The 14,578-nt window shown below is 59.5% G+C and carries 19 protein-coding genes; 12 read left to right on the top strand and 7 right to left on the bottom strand.

Annotation, left to right across the window (positions count from 1 at the left end; all coding sequences use genetic code 11):
- Nucleotides 1-219: 219 nt before the first annotated feature.
- Together EDC23_RS00510 and EDC23_RS00505 are read right to left on the bottom strand one after the other, a co-directional pair.
- Entirely contained in the window at nt 220-672 is a 453-nt protein-coding gene (locus tag EDC23_RS00510; RefSeq protein WP_134080320.1) for a DUF302 domain-containing protein, read from the bottom strand.
- Nucleotides 672-1,742, bottom strand: coding sequence for a c-type cytochrome (locus EDC23_RS00505; protein ID WP_134081226.1), 1,071 nt, complete (start codon nt 1,740-1,742; stop codon nt 672-674). The genes EDC23_RS00510 and EDC23_RS00505 overlap by 1 nt, the downstream gene beginning before the upstream one ends.
- A 131-nt stretch (nt 1,743-1,873) precedes the next feature.
- Between EDC23_RS00505 and EDC23_RS00500 the strand changes: the two genes are divergently transcribed.
- The gene (locus EDC23_RS00500) at nt 1,874-2,473 is read left to right on the top strand and encodes a DUF938 domain-containing protein (RefSeq protein ID WP_134080319.1); all 600 of its coding nucleotides are present in this window, start codon (nt 1,874-1,876) and stop codon (nt 2,471-2,473) included.
- On the opposite strand, the gene EDC23_RS00495 is transcribed toward EDC23_RS00500, so the two are convergent.
- Complete coding sequence (locus tag EDC23_RS00495; RefSeq protein ID WP_134080318.1) at nt 2,470-3,744, bottom strand: DNA polymerase Y family protein; 1,275 nt, start codon at nt 3,742-3,744, stop codon at nt 2,470-2,472. The two genes, EDC23_RS00500 and EDC23_RS00495, sit on opposite strands and share 4 nt — an antisense overlap.
- Nucleotides 3,745-3,759: 15 nt before the next feature.
- On the bottom strand, nt 3,760-4,359 hold the full coding sequence (gene lexA, locus EDC23_RS00490; RefSeq protein ID WP_134080317.1) for a transcriptional repressor LexA: 600 nt from the start codon (nt 4,357-4,359) through the stop codon (nt 3,760-3,762).
- 94 nt (nt 4,360-4,453) lie between these two features.
- On the opposite strand from lexA, the gene EDC23_RS00485 reads away from it, so the two are divergent.
- The gene (locus EDC23_RS00485; RefSeq protein WP_134080316.1) at nt 4,454-4,657 is read left to right on the top strand and encodes a hypothetical protein; all 204 of its coding nucleotides are present in this window, start codon (nt 4,454-4,456) and stop codon (nt 4,655-4,657) included.
- A gap of 540 nt (nt 4,658-5,197) precedes the next feature.
- On the opposite strand, the gene bfr is transcribed toward EDC23_RS00485, so the two are convergent.
- Nucleotides 5,198-5,662 carry a bacterioferritin gene (gene bfr, locus EDC23_RS00480; RefSeq protein ID WP_134080315.1) on the bottom strand — a complete coding sequence of 155 codons (465 nt, stop codon included), beginning with the start codon at nt 5,660-5,662 and terminating at the stop codon, nt 5,198-5,200.
- 109 nt (nt 5,663-5,771) lie between these two features.
- Nucleotides 5,772-5,972 carry a (2Fe-2S)-binding protein gene (locus tag EDC23_RS00475; protein WP_134080314.1) on the bottom strand — a complete coding sequence of 67 codons (201 nt, stop codon included), beginning with the start codon at nt 5,970-5,972 and terminating at the stop codon, nt 5,772-5,774.
- A 169-nt stretch (nt 5,973-6,141) separates the two neighbouring features.
- Here EDC23_RS00475 and mnmG point away from each other — a divergent pair, with 169 nt between their 5' ends.
- Nucleotides 6,142-8,043 (top strand): tRNA uridine-5-carboxymethylaminomethyl(34) synthesis enzyme MnmG, encoded by a 1,902-nt coding sequence (gene mnmG, locus EDC23_RS00470; protein ID WP_134080313.1) that lies wholly within the window; start codon nt 6,142-6,144, stop codon nt 8,041-8,043.
- Nucleotides 8,044-8,052: 9 nt separating this feature from the next.
- Here the strand turns inward: mnmG and EDC23_RS00465 are convergent, their stop codons facing one another.
- On the bottom strand, nt 8,053-8,424 hold the full coding sequence (locus EDC23_RS00465; protein WP_134080312.1) for a response regulator: 372 nt from the start codon (nt 8,422-8,424) through the stop codon (nt 8,053-8,055).
- 369 nt (nt 8,425-8,793) lie between these two features.
- Here EDC23_RS00465 and EDC23_RS00460 point away from each other — a divergent pair, with 369 nt between their 5' ends.
- From EDC23_RS00460 to EDC23_RS00420, 9 genes are all read left to right on the top strand, one after another.
- Nucleotides 8,794-9,252, top strand: a complete 459-nt coding sequence (locus tag EDC23_RS00460; RefSeq protein ID WP_134080311.1) for a DUF302 domain-containing protein — start codon at nt 8,794-8,796, stop codon at nt 9,250-9,252.
- A 15-nt stretch (nt 9,253-9,267) separates the two neighbouring features.
- Nucleotides 9,268-9,909 carry a 16S rRNA (guanine(527)-N(7))-methyltransferase RsmG gene (rsmG, locus tag EDC23_RS00455; RefSeq protein ID WP_208321234.1) on the top strand — a complete coding sequence of 214 codons (642 nt, stop codon included), beginning with the start codon at nt 9,268-9,270 and terminating at the stop codon, nt 9,907-9,909.
- A 24-nt stretch (nt 9,910-9,933) separates the two neighbouring features.
- Nucleotides 9,934-10,743: a ParA family protein gene (locus EDC23_RS00450; RefSeq protein WP_134080310.1), complete on the top strand. Its 810-nt coding sequence runs from the start codon at nt 9,934-9,936 to the stop codon at nt 10,741-10,743.
- Nucleotides 10,744-10,757: 14 nt separating this feature from the next.
- Nucleotides 10,758-11,669, top strand: a complete 912-nt coding sequence (locus tag EDC23_RS00445) for a ParB/RepB/Spo0J family partition protein (RefSeq protein WP_134080309.1) — start codon at nt 10,758-10,760, stop codon at nt 11,667-11,669.
- Between the two features lie 170 nt (nt 11,670-11,839).
- Entirely contained in the window at nt 11,840-12,250 is a 411-nt protein-coding gene (locus EDC23_RS00440) for an ATP synthase subunit I (RefSeq protein ID WP_134080308.1), read from the top strand.
- A 53-nt stretch (nt 12,251-12,303) separates the two neighbouring features.
- Nucleotides 12,304-13,191 (top strand): F0F1 ATP synthase subunit A, encoded by an 888-nt coding sequence (gene atpB / locus EDC23_RS00435; protein WP_134080307.1) that lies wholly within the window; start codon nt 12,304-12,306, stop codon nt 13,189-13,191.
- Nucleotides 13,192-13,245: 54 nt separating this feature from the next.
- Nucleotides 13,246-13,479 (top strand): F0F1 ATP synthase subunit C, encoded by a 234-nt coding sequence (gene atpE / locus EDC23_RS00430; RefSeq protein WP_134080306.1) that lies wholly within the window; start codon nt 13,246-13,248, stop codon nt 13,477-13,479.
- A gap of 60 nt (nt 13,480-13,539) precedes the next feature.
- Nucleotides 13,540-14,010, top strand: a complete 471-nt coding sequence (locus tag EDC23_RS00425) for a F0F1 ATP synthase subunit B (protein WP_134080305.1) — start codon at nt 13,540-13,542, stop codon at nt 14,008-14,010.
- 11 nt (nt 14,011-14,021) lie between these two features.
- Nucleotides 14,022-14,558: a F0F1 ATP synthase subunit delta gene (locus EDC23_RS00420; RefSeq protein ID WP_134080304.1), complete on the top strand. Its 537-nt coding sequence runs from the start codon at nt 14,022-14,024 to the stop codon at nt 14,556-14,558.
- Nucleotides 14,559-14,578 lie beyond the last annotated feature (20 nt).

Below are 14,578 nucleotides of genomic sequence, written 5' to 3'. Positions count from 1 at the left end.
GCGGTCGATGTGCAAGTCGCGGCCGGTCAATAATGTGCGGTCCAGGCCACATTTGTTAACACGGTGCCGGGCGGCTGATATTTCGATGGATCATGAGCCTGGATACTGTTGCCGGGATTAGCCACGAACCAGCGTCAACAGCCGGGCACTTCGGCTGACGGCATTGTCCGGGACCGGGGGCTGGTACACGCCGGAGCGGCCGGCGCAACGGACGTGCGGCTATTCGTTGTCGTTGCGCATGTCGGCAAGCATGGCCTGCAGATCGGCGGTCCAGTTCTCCAGCACACTGTTGAGTTCGGGCTCATCCGTCTCCATCAGTTGCAGGGGGCTGAAAGAGACCATCAGCGTGTCTTCCTCTTCGGCGAAGATCGCAATCTTCAACGGCAGATACGGTATCAGCTGTGGATACTCGCTGCTCATGCGCCGGATCTCTTCCGCCTTGCCAAAGAAAACCACCCGGTACTTGTCAGTTTCATAACCGAACTGGGTCAGACCGATATCGACCCGTTGAACCCGGCTGACGGTATAGCCGTGTTTTTTGATGGTCTCCTGCAGCTTTAACATGGCCTCGGGAAAGGCCTGTTCGGTACGCGCCATCAACAGGCGGTCGACGCTGTAGGCCGGTGTCAGCAGCATTAACAGGCTGAATAGTAGAGTGAGTCGTTTCATCATCAGAATGTCGCTTCGTCGATAATTGCATTGTAGGTTTGAGCCATTTCCTCGCAAAGACGGTTCAACTCGGCATTGTTAAACAGATAGGCCAGGCGTTTGGGATTGATGGCCGTGACTTCGACCTTGCCTTCGTGCTTCGCGACCGTGACCCGGCAGGGTAAAAACAGTCCAACCCGCGGATCGATGGCCAGAGCCCGGTTGAGGAAATCGAAATTACAGAAATGGACGATCACCTGATCGGGGTTTTGCTCTGCCTCCGGGAAAAAGCCGTCCTCGAGTGTCTGGGTCCGGATAATACGAAAGTTTCTGCCCACGGCGGCCCGCTTGACGGCTGCAACGGTCTCCTCGACGGAGTGGGGCGATTCGCGGCTGATGGTCAGCGGCTCATCGTCGGCGCTGCCCACGGCAGTGGGGTCCGGCTGTTGTTCGAAGCTGCGGACATAACTGACGATATCGTCGATCTGTTGTTCACTGAGTCCCTGTTTGCGGAACGACGGCATCGGGGTGCCTTCGCGGCCGTTCATCAGCGCGGCCTTGATCAATTTGTCCGAGGCGGCAGCCAGAAAGCCGCTGTTGTTGAGCGCCGGGGCGATAATAGGCAGATCGCGGGGCCGGGAGAATGTCACGCCGGTGCCTTCGCCGCCCTCGCCCTGCGCGCCGTGGCAACTGACACAATGTTTATCATAGAGCGCTTTGCCCCGGCGGGGATCGCCCTCGATGGTTTCATCGGTCGGGGTAAGCGGTTGGCCCGGCGCCCAGGTGCGCAGATGTCTGACCAGGGCGTCGACTTCGGCGTCACTGAGTGTGGGGAACGCCGGCATGACCCGCCCCGGGCGGCCATGACGAATCGTCTCTTTTAAAAACCGATCACTGACCCCATATTGAAAATCGGGCAGATTCAGGGGGACGCCTACCCCGCCGTCACCCTCGTCACCATGACAGGCGGCACAGTGCTGCGTGTACAGCCTGGCGCCGTCGGGTCGCGCCGCCGCCTTGTCAGCCGACGCAGGACCTTCCTGGCAACCGGCCAGAACGGCTGCCAGCAGGCCAAATAACAACACGATGCGCATGCCAACTCCCATATCGCTTGATGATCCGGTAATTAATATAATACTAATATAAATAGCCAGTATTGATACATATCAAATATTGATGCATATCCAACGCACCGCAAGTGCCCAACCAAAATGAGTCCTGTCTGATGAAACCTTTTGCCGAAGCCTGTGAGGAGAACAAGTGGCCGATCCTGGCGGTATTGCAACAACAGTTTGCCGACTGCCGAACGATTCTGGAAATCGGCAGCGGCACCGGCCAGCATGCGGTGTTTTTTGCCGAGCAGCTGCCGCACCTGCACTGGCAGCCCAGCGACGTGGCGGAAAACCTGCCGGGCATCCGCCTCTGGCAGGGGGAATCGCAACGCGACGACCTGGCGGCACCTTTTGTGCTGGATCTGCGTAAACCCGCCTGGCCCCGGGACACCTACGACGGCATCTTCAGCGCCAACACGGTGCATATCATGGGCTGGCCCGCCGTGGAGATCCTGTTCGAGGGGGTGGCGCGCGTGCTGGCGCCCGGCGGTCGCTTCTGTCTTTACGGGCCGTTCAAGTATGACGGGGTCCACACCAGTGAAAACAATGCGCGCTTTGATACGGGGTTGCGCCAACGGGATCCCGTCAGTGGGGTGCGCGACGTGACCGACCTGCAACGGCTCGCCGGGGCGGCGGGTCTCTCTCTGGTGGAAGATATCGAAATGCCGGTCAACAACCGCACGCTGGTGTGGCAGAAAAACCCCGGGGCTTAATTGTCGGAAATGGTTTGTCGATGACCGAACGGTTTCCAGGCCGGGGAGATGACGTTCGGCATGTCGGCGCGGTTCAGTAATCGTGCCGGGGCCAGGGTGAATTCCCCGTAGCGCTGGTTGACGGCGTCCATTACCTGATTACTGGCCCGTTGCTGGACGGGTTCGGCCTCGAACAGCTGCAGTTGCCGTTCGCCATTGCGGGGATCCAGCGCGGTAATCTGGACCTGATGGATGCCTTCACCCTGCCAGTGATCACGCAACACCTGGCGGGACAACTGGTAGATCGCCCCGCCGTCGTCGGTTGGCAGGCGGGTCGGGGCGCGGGTGCCGAGCCAGCCCCGGGCGCAACGCAGACCGATGAAAAAATGCTGCGCCTGCAGATGATGCCGACGCAGCCGCTCCCCCACTTTTTCGCTCATGTGCAACAGGAAGGTCAGCAGCGTGCCCCGATCACGGGTATCCGGCGGAACCACCTTGCCGTGGCCGATGGTTTTGGGCGGGGCCACATTGACGTGGACCGGATCGGGATCGGCCCCCCGGGCCATGTACCAGATGCGCCGCCCGGGATTGCCGAAGCGTTGCGCCAGCGCGCCGATGGGCAGGCCGGCCATGTCGGCGCAGCGATGTACGCCGCGGGCGGCCAGAAATTCGCCGATGCCGCGGTTGATGCCGCACAGTTCGGTGACCGGCACATCGGCCAGCGTCTGTCTGGCCTCCTCCGGCGGGATCACCGTCAGGCCGTCGGGTTTGTTGAGCTTGGCGGCATACTTGGCGGTGGTCTTGTCGCCGCTGAGCCCCACCGAACAGCGCAACCCCGAAACCTCGAAGACGATCTGTTTGGCGCGTTGCGCGATATCAGCGGGATGGCCGAGCAGCTTCTGACAACGGGTGATGTCGAGAAACGCCTCGTCGACGGAGAATATCTCCATATCGGGACTGATCGTCTCCTGCAGCGCGGCCATGATCGTCGTGGAGACGGCGGCGTAACGTTGCGGCCGGGCCGGGATCCGAATCAGATCGGGACATAACTGCCCGGCCTCTTTGAGGCGCATGCCGGTGTGCACACCATGATGGCGCGCCTCGTAGGAGCAGGTGATGATGCAGGTGCCCTGTTCGCCGTTGGTAATGGCCACCGGCCGATCGCGCAGCTCGGGCCGCTCAAGCTGCTCCACCGAGGCGAAGAAGGCGTTCATGTCCACCAGCAGGATGGCCCGCGACCAGAGTTTGGAGACAGGCGCGGCGGCAGACGGAGAGGGGGATCGATCCGGCATGATCCACCGGGGCGCTTATTGGTAAGTACGCAGCTGGCCGACCAGGATCCCCTGGATGCGGACCCGGCGCGGATCGAAGACCATGGGCTGCAGATCCGGGTTCTCCGGACTCAGTTCCACGCGGCCGTCGGCATAGCGTTTGTAGCGTTTGAGCGTGGCTTCCTGTTCGTCGATCAGCGCGACCACGATATCGCCGTACTCGGCGCGATCCCGGGGTTCGATGATCACCAGATCGCCATCGAGAATGCCGACCCCGATCATGGAGTCGCCCTTGATCTGCAGGGCGTAGCGATCGCGCCCCACAAACATGTCGCTGAGATTCAGTTCTTCCTGGCCGGGAATGGCCTCGATAGGGTGGCCTGCGGCAATCCGACCCACCAGCGGGAGGGTTGTGGATCGAGTGGGAGTGGGACTGGCAAGTCGAATGCCGCGCCATCCACGTTGAACATGTTCCAGCTCGCCCTTCTCGATCAGCGACTGCACATACCGATGCACCGTGCCCTTGGAGCTGATCTCCAGGGATTGGCCGATCTCGCTCAGGGTCGGTGCGTGCTCATGGTCACCGATATAGTCCCGAATGAAATCGAGTATGCGCTGTTCGAGTTGCGTGAGCATATGTTCTCCTAACGTTCTCTAACTGTAGAGAACTTTCGGAGAACGATCAAGCCCGCCGGAGAAAAAATTTTCCGGCCAGTTAAGTTGATGAAAAATGGCTAAAATGATGCCCGCCCGACCCGGGCCGCCGAGGTGCCACCACAAAGAGAACCGCGATGAATCCGGTTTACAGCAAGCTCTCCGAGAAAATCAGCGATTGATTCTGGCGGTGATCGCTCAGGGCCTGCTGGTGGCCTCCGTCGAGTATGTTCAGTTTCTAACCGATTATCCGGGGACGGTGTCTAACCCGGAGTTCTGAAAACACCTGGCACTGACCCTGCTGGTGATCATCTTCACCGCCTACAAGTTCATCGCCTGTTCGGCCTGTTTCTGCACGGCGGGTAACGACTCCGCGCTGGCCAGTCTGGGACCGTGGCGCATTATCCTGATGTTTCTGTGCGACCTGACCCAGGTGACCCTGGTGGTCTGGCTGTATGCGATTTTGTTGATCGGCCATCTGACCTCGGCCGGGGACAGCAGCACCAACGATGTCACTCTGGGGACGAACGTGATGTTCTCTGTTCGCCTTCATGGCGTTGTGGCCTTTGGCGGTATGGATCTGGTATGTGCTGGCGCGGGGGCAGGGGCGAAACAAAACGATTCATGGCGGTTTCGTGCTGGTTTATGCCCTGGCCGTGGCGATGCGGTGATGATTATGTATCGACTGGATGATCAGGCGGCGCAATCGGCGTCGCGTTCGGCGCGGTTTTATCCGGTGGGAGAGGACGGGTTTTTCGCGGTGCGCAAGGGTCCGGATCGCGGGCCGCTCCCCCCGACAAGGAGGCGGCCCGGGCCGAATTTACATCTGCGATTGCAGGTAGTTCTGCAGGCTGACCTTGTCGATCAATTCCAGCTGGGTCTCCAGCCAGTCGATATGCTCTTCCTCGCTTTCGAGGATCGATTCGAACAGTTCACGGCTGACGTAATCCTGCTTGGATTCACAATAGGCAATGGCCTCGCGCAGCAGCGGCACGGCCTCCTGCTCGATGGTGAGGTCGCCCTTGAGCATTTCGGTGACGTTCTCGCCGATGTGCAGCTTGCCGATGTCCTGCAGGTTGGGCAGCCCCTCTAAAAACAGGATCCGCTCGATGAGCTGATCGGCATGCTTCATCTCATCGATGGATTCTTCATATTCCTTCTCGTTGAGCTTTTCCAGGCCCCAGTTTTTGTACATGCGGGCGTGCAGAAAATACTGGTTAATGGCGGTCAGCTCGTTTTTCAGGGCTTTGTTGAGATACTCGATGACTTTGTTGTCGCCTTGCATAAGAGTCCGGCCTCTTGTCGGGTTATTGTATGGCGCCGCCTGGGGCGTGAAAGTAAAAAAAAGATAGTGGCGGGGGTCGCGGCTTGCAACCCGGCAAAGTGTGGGGCAATCAGGCCACCTGGCAGGCGTCGTCGAGGCAGGCTATCTCTTGCTTTGTTTGCTTGATGACCTGGCGGGCGCACTTGGCGCAACAGCCGCAGTTGCTGGCCACGCCGAGATCCCGGCGCACGTCGGCAAGGGAGTCGGCGCCGTCGATGACCGCGTCGCGGATCTGGGTGTCGGTAACGCCTTTGCAGAGACAAACGTACATCGTGCGATTCCTGTGTGGGTGGTGAGTCTTGTGTATTACTATATCTAAATGAGAATCATTGTCAATACTATTTTTTGTCTGGGGTTGGCCAGGTGCGCTGCAGCGAATGTTGGCGCATTTCCCGCCAGCGGCGTACAATGGCGCCCCTTGTTAATAAGGCCCCAAGCACATGTTTTATCAGGATAAATTCGAAGTGATTGTGGTCGGTGGCGGGCACGCCGGCACCGAGGCGGCCCTGGCGGCGGCCCGGCCCGGCGTGCGCACCCTGCTGCTGACCCACAACATCGAGACCCTGGGCCAGATGAGCTGTAACCCGGCCATCGGCGGCATCGGCAAGGGCCATCTGGTCAAGGAAGTGGACGCGCTGGGCGGGTTGATGGCCCGCGCCACGGATCGGGCCGGGATCCAGTTTCGTATTCTCAACGCCAGCAAGGGGCCGGCGGTGCGCGCCACCCGCGCCCAGGCCGACCGTGCGCTGTACAAGCAGGCGGTCCGCCTGGAACTGGAGAACACCCCCAACCTGACGTTGTTCCAGCAGGCGGTGGAGGATCTGATCGTCGAGGGCGATCGGGTGGTCGGGGTCGAGACCCAGATGGGCTTGAAATTCGCCGCCCGGGCGGTGGTACTGACCGTGGGCACCTTCCTGGGCGGGCGCATTCATATCGGCGAGTCCAATTACGAAGGCGGCCGCGCCGGTGATCCACCGGCCAACGCCCTGTCCCGGCGCCTGCGTGAGCGGCCGTTCACCGTCGATCGGCTCAAGACCGGCACCCCGCCGCGGCTCGACGGCAAGAGCATCGATTTTTCCCAACTGGAAGCCCAGCATGGCGACGATCCGCTGCCGGTCTTCTCGTATATGGGGAATGCCGCAGAGCATCCGGCGCAGGTGCCCTGCCATATCACCTACACCAGTGAACGGACTCACGCGATCATTCGCGGCGGGCTGGATCGCTCGCCCATGTACAGCGGCGAGATCGAAGGGGTCGGGCCGCGCTACTGTCCGTCGATCGAGGACAAGGTGGTACGCTTCGCCGACAAAAACGCCCACCAGATCTTTGTCGAGCCCGAAGGGCTGAGTACCCACGAGGTGTATCCCAACGGTATCTCCACAAGCCTGCCCTTCGATGTGCAGCTGGCGCTGGTGCGTTCGATTAAAGGTTTTGAACACGCCCACATTACCCGTCCCGGTTACGCCATCGAATACGACTATTTCGATCCGCGCGATCTCAAGGCCTCGTTGGAAACCAAATATATGCCGGGACTGTTCTTCGCCGGCCAGATCAACGGCACCACCGGTTACGAAGAGGCCGCCGCCCAGGGCTTGCTGGCGGGGGTCAACGCCGCCCTGCAGGTGCAGGACAAAGCGCCCTGGTGTCCGGCGCGCGACGAGGCCTATCTCGGGGTGCTGGTGGACGATCTGATCACCGCCGGCACCCAGGAGCCCTATCGCATGTTCACCAGCCGCGCCGAATACCGCCTGATGCTGCGCGAGGACAACGCCGATCTGCGCCTGACCGAAACAGGCCGCGAGCTGGGGCTGATCGATGACGCGCGCTGGGCCGCGTTCGAACAAAAACGCGAGGCGGTCGAACAGGAGCTGCAGCGACTGCGTTCGACCTGGGTCCATCCGGAGAAGATCCCGACGGCTAAACAGGAACAGTTACTGGGCAAGAAACTGTCGCGCGAGGCGACCCTGCACGATCTGCTGCGCCGGCCCGAGGTGGGGTATGCCGATCTGGGGTTATTGATGGACGTTGATGAGTGCGTTGCGGATCCGGTGGTGGCCGAGCAGGTCGAGATCCAGGCCAAGTACGCCGGCTATATTGAACGCCAGAAGGACGAGATCGCCCGGCAGCGTCGTCATGAAGAAACCGCTCTGCCCGAGGATATCGATTATCATGCGGTCAAGGGGCTGTCGGCCGAGGTGTGCGAAAAGCTCAACCGTATTCGTCCCGCGACCCTGGGCCAGGCCGCGCGCATCGCCGGGATGACGCCGGCGGGGGTCTCGCTGCTGCTGGTGTACCTGAAAAAGCGAAACACCAGCGCTGACATCAAGCAGAGCGCGGGTTAAACGAGGGCCTCAGTCCAGCGCTTCCAGCACCAGCGTCTTCAGCTCGTCCGGGTCGACCGGTTTGTTCAGAAATCCCGACGCGCCCTGGCGTATTGCCCAGATGTTGTCGGACACCTGCTCTTTGGTGGTGACGATCAAGATCGGAATATGCGCGGTTTTATCCGCCTGGACGATTTCCCGGGTGGCGCGAAATCCGTTCATTCCGGGCATCACCACATCCATCAGGATCAGATCCGGCACTAACTCTGCCGCCTTCTGGACCCCTTCGGCGCCATCGGTGGCAACGCTGATGTCAAACTCACCAATCTGATCGAGCAATGCGGTTAGTGCCTGCACATCGGTGGGCGAGTCATCCACAATAAGAATATGTTGATTGGCCATAATGTACCTCGCTTGGCGTTTGGCAGTGACGTTTTACCCGCCTCGCGCCCCTGACTGCTGTTACACACATCGTGCCTGAATCGGCCAGGGTGAAATGGGTTGTCTGTTGTCGGGGCGGTGCGTCACCGGGTTACAGGGGTATCGGCCGGTTCACGTAAACTTTAAGGGGGAATTAACACGACAAGCGTCAAAACAGCGCAGACGCGTCGCCGGGTGTCGCGGCGACCCGCGATGGGAATTGCCGGCCAGGATCATTACAATGAGTGGACAGACTAGGAGAGAGTCTGCGGCGAAGCCGGGAACCTTGCAGTGGCATTCCCGTCACATTCGCTTCGCCATAACAACAATCCATCTGGAGGAGGAAGCCCAATGAAACGTTTGTCGATCTTTATTCTGAGTCTTTGTTTGCTGCCGGCCGCCTGGGCCAGTGATGTGCCCGGACTGGTGGTCAAGCAGAGCCCGCACAGCACCAGTGAAACCCTGGATCGCCTGGAGAATGTCCTGAAGAAAAAAGGCATCAGCATCGTCACCCGCTGGAATCATGCCGAAAAGGCCGCCGGGGTCGATATTCCGTTGCGCGATACCGAGCTGTTGCTGTTTGGCAATCCCGCGCTGGGCAGCCATATGTTTACCAGTGAACAGACCTCGGGCATCGACCTGCCGATGAAGGCACTGGCCTGGGAGGACGCCGACGGCCAGGTCTGGCTCGGCTATAACGATCCGCAATATATTGCCGATCGGCACGGCATCGATGATCGCGGCGACGTGATCAAGAAGATGCAGGGCGCGCTCGACAAGCTGAGCGATGTGGCCGTAGGCCAAAAGTGAGCGGCATGACGTACAGTGAGTAGCGCGCTGGCGGATCAGCTGCGGCGGCGGACGGGGGAACTCCCCTTTGCCCTGCCGCCGCAGGCTGAACAAACGCTGCTGGATTTCATCGCCTTGCTGGAGAAGTGGAACCACGCCTACAACCTGACGGCGGTGCGTCAGCCGGCGCAGATGATCTCCCGCCACCTGATGGATTCACTGGTGGTCGCGCCCTATCTGCACGGCCAGCGTATCCTCGATGTGGGCAGCGGTGCCGGTCTGCCCGGTATTCCCCTGGCGCTGGCCTGCCCCGGGCGGCAATTTACCCTGCTCGACAGTAACGGCAAAAAGGTTCGTTTTATGCGCCAGGCCGCGGCGGAGCTGGGGCTGGAAAATGTTTCTGTGGTACATTCGCGGGTGGAGCAGTTCCAATCCTCACCGGGCTTCGATACTATCATTGCCCGCGCGTATGCGACCCTGGGGGAACTGATCCGGGGGGCGCGCCATGTGTGTCGGCCGGACGGGCGGTTTCTTGTTATGAAGGGCACTTATCCGGTAGCGGAGTTCGACGATCTGCCCGATACTTTCGAACTGGAAGCGAGCCATCGACTGGCGGTGCCCGGGCTGGAAGCGGAGCGCCATCTGTTAGTGGTCCGGCACATCGCCGACCGGCAATAACGCCGGATACAGGGGAATCAGATCATGGGCAGAACGATCGCCATTGCCAATCAGAAGGGCGGGGTCGGCAAGACCACCACCTGCATCAACCTGGCGGCGTCCCTGGCGGCCACCAAACGCCGGGTTTTGCTGGTGGACCTGGATCCCCAGGGCAATGCCACCATGGGCAGCGGTGTCGACAAAAACGATCTGCCGCTGACCACCTGTGATCTGTTGCTGGGTGAGGCGGATGTCGGACAGATTTTGCAGCGTCCCGAGGGCATTAACTACGAGGTGCTGCCGGCCAATAGCGATCTGACGGCCGCCGAGATCGCCTTGATGAACAGCAGCGAACGTGAGCATAAGTTGCGCGATTGTCTGCAAGACGTGCGCGATCAGTACGATTACATTCTGATCGACTGCCCCCCTTCACTGAACATGTTGACGCTCAATGCCCTGGTGGCGGCGCAGTCGGTGATGATTCCCATGCAGTGTGAATATTATGCCCTGGAGGGGCTCTCGGCCCTGCTCAATACGATCGAGCGGATCCGCGGCAGCGTTAATCCGGAGCTCAAGGTCGAAGGCCTGCTGCGCACCATGTTCGATCCGCGCAACAACCTGGCCAATGATGTCTCCGGGCAATTGATCGTGCACTTCCCGCAGCAGGTTTATCGCACGGTGATCCCGCGTAACGTGCGCCTGGCCGAGGCGCCAAGCCACGGTCTGCCGGTGATCACTTACGACAAGACCTCGCGCGGGGCACTGGCCTATCTGGCGCTGGCCGGGGAGATCCTGCGCAAGGATCACGGCGCCCAGGGGGCGAAAGAGGCTAATATACTGGGCGCTGGCGTCTGAGACAGGTGAGTACAATGGCAGGTAAAAAACGCGGACTGGGTCGGGGGCTGGATGCCTTGCTGGGGGCGGCCGCCTCGCCGCCGGTACAGACTACCACCTCGGAGACGGGCGAAGTGGCGCTGCCCGAGCCCGAACAACATCCCCAGGGCGATCATCTGCGCATGCTGCCGGTGGATGTGATCCATAAAAGCCGTTATCAGCCGCGCCACGATTTTCCCGAGGAGAGTCTGCAGGAGCTGGCCGACTCGATCAAAGCCCAGGGCGTGGTCCAGCCCATCGTGGTGCGCCCGCATACGCAGGCCGGTCACTTCGAGCTGATCGCCGGCGAGCGTCGCTGGCGCGCGGCGCAACTGGCCGGGCTGCACGAGATCCCGGCGGTGGTGCGCGATGTGCCGGATCAGGCCGCCATGGCCATGGGGCTGATCGAGAACATCCAGCGCGAGGAGCTCAACCCGGTTGAAGAGGCGATGGCCCTGCAGCGGCTGATCGAGGAGTTCGGCCTGACCCACCAGGAGGCCGCCGATGCGGTGGGCCGCTCGCGCGCCGCGGTCTCCAATCTGTTGCGTCTGCTGAGCCTGGAGCCGGCGGTCAAGGAGCTGCTGGAAGCGGAACAGATGGAGATGGGCCACGCCCGGGCGCTGCTGGCGCTGCAGGGCGGCGCGCAGATCGAGGCGGCCCGGCAGGTGGCCCGGCGCGGTCTGTCGGTTCGCGAAACCGAGAACCTGGTGCGCAAACTGGCCCAGCCGGCCAAACCGAAATCCAGCGCGCAGAACAAGGATCCCGATGTGCGTCGCTTCGAGGCGGATCTGTCGGAAAAGCTGGGCGCGAAAGTGCAGATCCAGACCGATAACCGGGGCAGGGGCAAGCTGGTGATCCAGTACAACAGCCTGGACGAGCTGGACGGCATTCTTGCCCATATTAAATAGTGATAATAGCCATACTGTTTTAGCTATACACCTTCGCAAACCCTGATGGTTGCAGGCTTTCGCTGAAATGCAGATAAATTTCAGTGATACGCCCATCATTGACCATGTCGGGTCGACCCCATATACTACGCGCCCTTGAACGCTGAGGTCCCCTCGGAGGGCAGGCAGTAGTGAACGATTTCGGCATGCCCAATGCGGCGAACATTGCCTTCCGACGCACACTCTTGAGGTTGATCCTGATTCAGGTCGGGCTGACCACAGCCGCCGCAATAGTGATTTTTCTGAATAAGGGGACGGATTTTGGCCTGGCGACGCTGTATGGCGGCGCCGTGGGTATCGCCGGCGCCCTGGCGGGTGCCTGGCGAATCAGTCTGGCGACAGAGAGCGCTGACGCCGCGACGGATAATAATGTATTGCGCATGGCCGAGTTCTACAAGGCCACGCTGTTCCGCCTGATTACCATCATCGCCTTGCTGGCGCTGGGCATGATGATTCTGAAGATTGAGGCCGCGGGGATATTGATCGGCTTTATCGCTGCCCAGCTCGGCTACTTTTTTGCCCGCCCGTTACGCGCCCGTTAGGCGCGGCGGCGGAGAACGGTTTCTCGTAATAAAAATTTGGGTTTGACACAACCATGGCAAGCGAAACGACAACTTCAAAAGAGTATATACAGCACCACTTGCAAAACTGGACCTATGGTCAGCATCCCGACGGAAGCTGGGGATTTGCCCATACTGCAATGGAAGCCAAAGAGATGGGCTTCTGGGCGATCCATGTGGATACCATGCTCTGGTCGATTGTACTGGGTGCGCTGTTTTTATGGCTGTTTCGCAAGGCGGCCAAAACCGCCAGCGCCGACACCCCGAGCGGCTGGCAGAACTTTGTCGAATGGATTGCCGAATTTATCGACACCAGCGTACGGGGCTCCTTTCACGGTAAGGATAAACTCGTCGCCCCGCTGGCACTGACTATCTTCATCTGGATCTTCCTGATGAACCTGATGGATCTGGTACCGGTCGACTGGCTGCCCTCGCTGGCCGGCTGGGTCGGTTCCACGGTATTCGGCGCCGATCCCCATCATGTCTATTTCAAGGTGGTCTCCACCACCGATCCGAACGCCACCTTCGGTATGGCTTTCGCGGTGTTCTATCTGATTTTGCATTACAGCATCAAGAACAAGGGTGTGGGCGGTTTCATGGGCGAGCTGACCATGATGCCGTTCCAGGCCAAGAATCCGGTGGTGCAGGCGTTGTTTATACCGGTCAACTTTATTCTGGAATTCGTATCACTGATTTCCAAGCCGATTTCACTGGCCCTGCGACTGTTCGGCAACATGTACGCGGGTGAGATGATCTTTATCCTGATCGCGCTGATGTACAGCGGCGGTCTGGCGATGGGCATTTTTGGCGGCTTCCTGCAACTGGGTTGGGCCATTTTCCATATCCTGATTATTACGCTGCAGGCGTTCATCTTCATGACCCTGACCATCGTATATCTGGATATGGCGCAGTCGGAACACTGACGTAAACAGTTTTTATTTTTTGTTATTTAACGTTTAAAGCTACAGGAGAAAACAATGGAACAAGCTCTGTTATATATCGCAGGTTCTCTGATGTTGGGTCTGGGTGCACTGGGTGCCGCGGTTGGTATCGGCGTCCTGGGCGGCCGTTTCCTTGAAGGCGCTGCACGTCAGCCGGAACTGATTCCGATGCTGCGTACCCAGTTCTTCATCGTAATGGGTCTGACCGACGCGGTTCCGATGATTGCCGTGGGTATCGCCCTGTATATTCTGTTCGCCGTTGCGGCCTAAGTTCAGGAATAGTCGAGTAAGCGAAACAGACATTCGAACTAATCAACCAAGGTTCTGGCGATGAATATCAACTTAACCCTCATAGGCCAAACGCTTACGTTCATCGTATTCGTGTGGTTCTGCATGAAATTCGTGTGGCCGCCGATTATGAACGCGCTGAACGAGCGCAAGAAGAAGATAGCTGATGGTCTTGCCGCAGCCGAGCGCGGCGCGCATGAGAAAGAGCTGGCTGAAAAGAAAGCAGCGGAAGTTCTGCATGAAGCCAAGCAGCAGGCTCAGGACATTATCAACCAGGCTCAGAAGCGTGCTTCGGAGATTGTTGAAGAGTCCAAGGAAACCGCGCGCTCTGAAGGCGAACGTATTATTGCAACGGCCAATGCCGAAATCGAACAGGAAGTGAACCGGGCGCGGGAAGAACTGCGCGGTCAGGTCGCCTCCCTGGCGGTTGCCGGCGCCGGCAAGATTCTCAAGCGCGAGATCGATGCCAAGGCCAACGAAGATCTGCTCAAGGATCTGGTGGCGCAAATTTAGGGGTCTGAACTATGGCAGAGAAAAGCACCATTGCACGTCCCTATGCGCAGGCCGCCTTTGATCTGGCGCAGCAGCAGGGCAAATTAAAAGAGTGGTCCGAAATGCTGCAGTGGCTGGCTGCTGTCGCGGCGGATGATGCCGCGATGGATCTGGTCGGTAATCCGGAGATCAGTCAGGAGGCCAAGATCAAACTGTTCACTGATGTTTGCGCCGACAAGCTCAACGAGCAGGGCAAGAGCATGCTCACGGTTCTGGCTGAGAACAGACGCCTGACGGTACTGCCCGAAATTGCCCAGCAGTTCGAAGAACAGCGCGCAGAAGCAGAAAAGACAGTCGAAGCAGAAGTGACGACGCCGTATCCCCTCTCCGATGAGCAACAGCAGGCCATGATCGCCGCGTTGAAAAATCGTCTGGGACGTGAAGTGACACTGGTCAACACGACCGATGAATCACTGATAGGTGGTGCGATCATCCGAGCCGGAGACCTGGTCATTGATGCTTCTGTCACAGGTCAGTTAGAGCGGCTGACTAATACACTGATGCATTAAGGTTTTAACAAGGATATCAA

This window comes from Thiohalophilus thiocyanatoxydans (assembly GCF_004366735.1).
Lineage (GTDB): Bacteria > Pseudomonadota > Gammaproteobacteria > UBA6429 > Thiohalophilaceae > Thiohalophilus > Thiohalophilus thiocyanatoxydans.
Note: the sequence above shows the minus strand (reverse complement) of the source record. Positions and strands in the feature narration are given on the sequence as shown.

Excerpts from the sequence above, each read along its gene's own strand:
- EDC23_RS00510 (WP_134080320.1), bottom strand. The coding sequence starts at position 672 with ATGATGAAACGACTCACTCTACTATTCAGCCTGTTAATGCTGCTGACA.
- EDC23_RS00505 (WP_134081226.1), bottom strand. The coding sequence starts at position 1,742 with ATGCGCATCGTGTTGTTATTTGGCCTGCTGGCAGCCGTTCTGGCCGGT.
- EDC23_RS00500 (WP_134080319.1), top strand. The coding sequence starts at position 1,874 with ATGAAACCTTTTGCCGAAGCCTGTGAGGAGAACAAGTGGCCGATCCTG.
- EDC23_RS00495 (WP_134080318.1), bottom strand. The coding sequence starts at position 3,744 with ATGCCGGATCGATCCCCCTCTCCGTCTGCCGCCGCGCCTGTCTCCAAA.
- lexA (WP_134080317.1), bottom strand. The coding sequence starts at position 4,359 with ATGCTCACGCAACTCGAACAGCGCATACTCGATTTCATTCGGGACTAT.
- EDC23_RS00485 (WP_134080316.1), top strand. The coding sequence starts at position 4,454 with ATGGCTAAAATGATGCCCGCCCGACCCGGGCCGCCGAGGTGCCACCAC.
- bfr (WP_134080315.1), bottom strand. The coding sequence starts at position 5,662 with ATGCAAGGCGACAACAAAGTCATCGAGTATCTCAACAAAGCCCTGAAA.
- EDC23_RS00475 (WP_134080314.1), bottom strand. The coding sequence starts at position 5,972 with ATGTACGTTTGTCTCTGCAAAGGCGTTACCGACACCCAGATCCGCGAC.
- mnmG (WP_134080313.1), top strand. The coding sequence starts at position 6,142 with ATGTTTTATCAGGATAAATTCGAAGTGATTGTGGTCGGTGGCGGGCAC.
- EDC23_RS00465 (WP_134080312.1), bottom strand. The coding sequence starts at position 8,424 with ATGGCCAATCAACATATTCTTATTGTGGATGACTCGCCCACCGATGTG.
- EDC23_RS00460 (WP_134080311.1), top strand. The coding sequence starts at position 8,794 with ATGAAACGTTTGTCGATCTTTATTCTGAGTCTTTGTTTGCTGCCGGCC.
- EDC23_RS00450 (WP_134080310.1), top strand. The coding sequence starts at position 9,934 with ATGGGCAGAACGATCGCCATTGCCAATCAGAAGGGCGGGGTCGGCAAG.
- EDC23_RS00445 (WP_134080309.1), top strand. The coding sequence starts at position 10,758 with ATGGCAGGTAAAAAACGCGGACTGGGTCGGGGGCTGGATGCCTTGCTG.
- atpB (WP_134080307.1), top strand. The coding sequence starts at position 12,304 with ATGGCAAGCGAAACGACAACTTCAAAAGAGTATATACAGCACCACTTG.
- atpE (WP_134080306.1), top strand. The coding sequence starts at position 13,246 with ATGGAACAAGCTCTGTTATATATCGCAGGTTCTCTGATGTTGGGTCTG.
- EDC23_RS00425 (WP_134080305.1), top strand. The coding sequence starts at position 13,540 with ATGAATATCAACTTAACCCTCATAGGCCAAACGCTTACGTTCATCGTA.
- EDC23_RS00420 (WP_134080304.1), top strand. The coding sequence starts at position 14,022 with ATGGCAGAGAAAAGCACCATTGCACGTCCCTATGCGCAGGCCGCCTTT.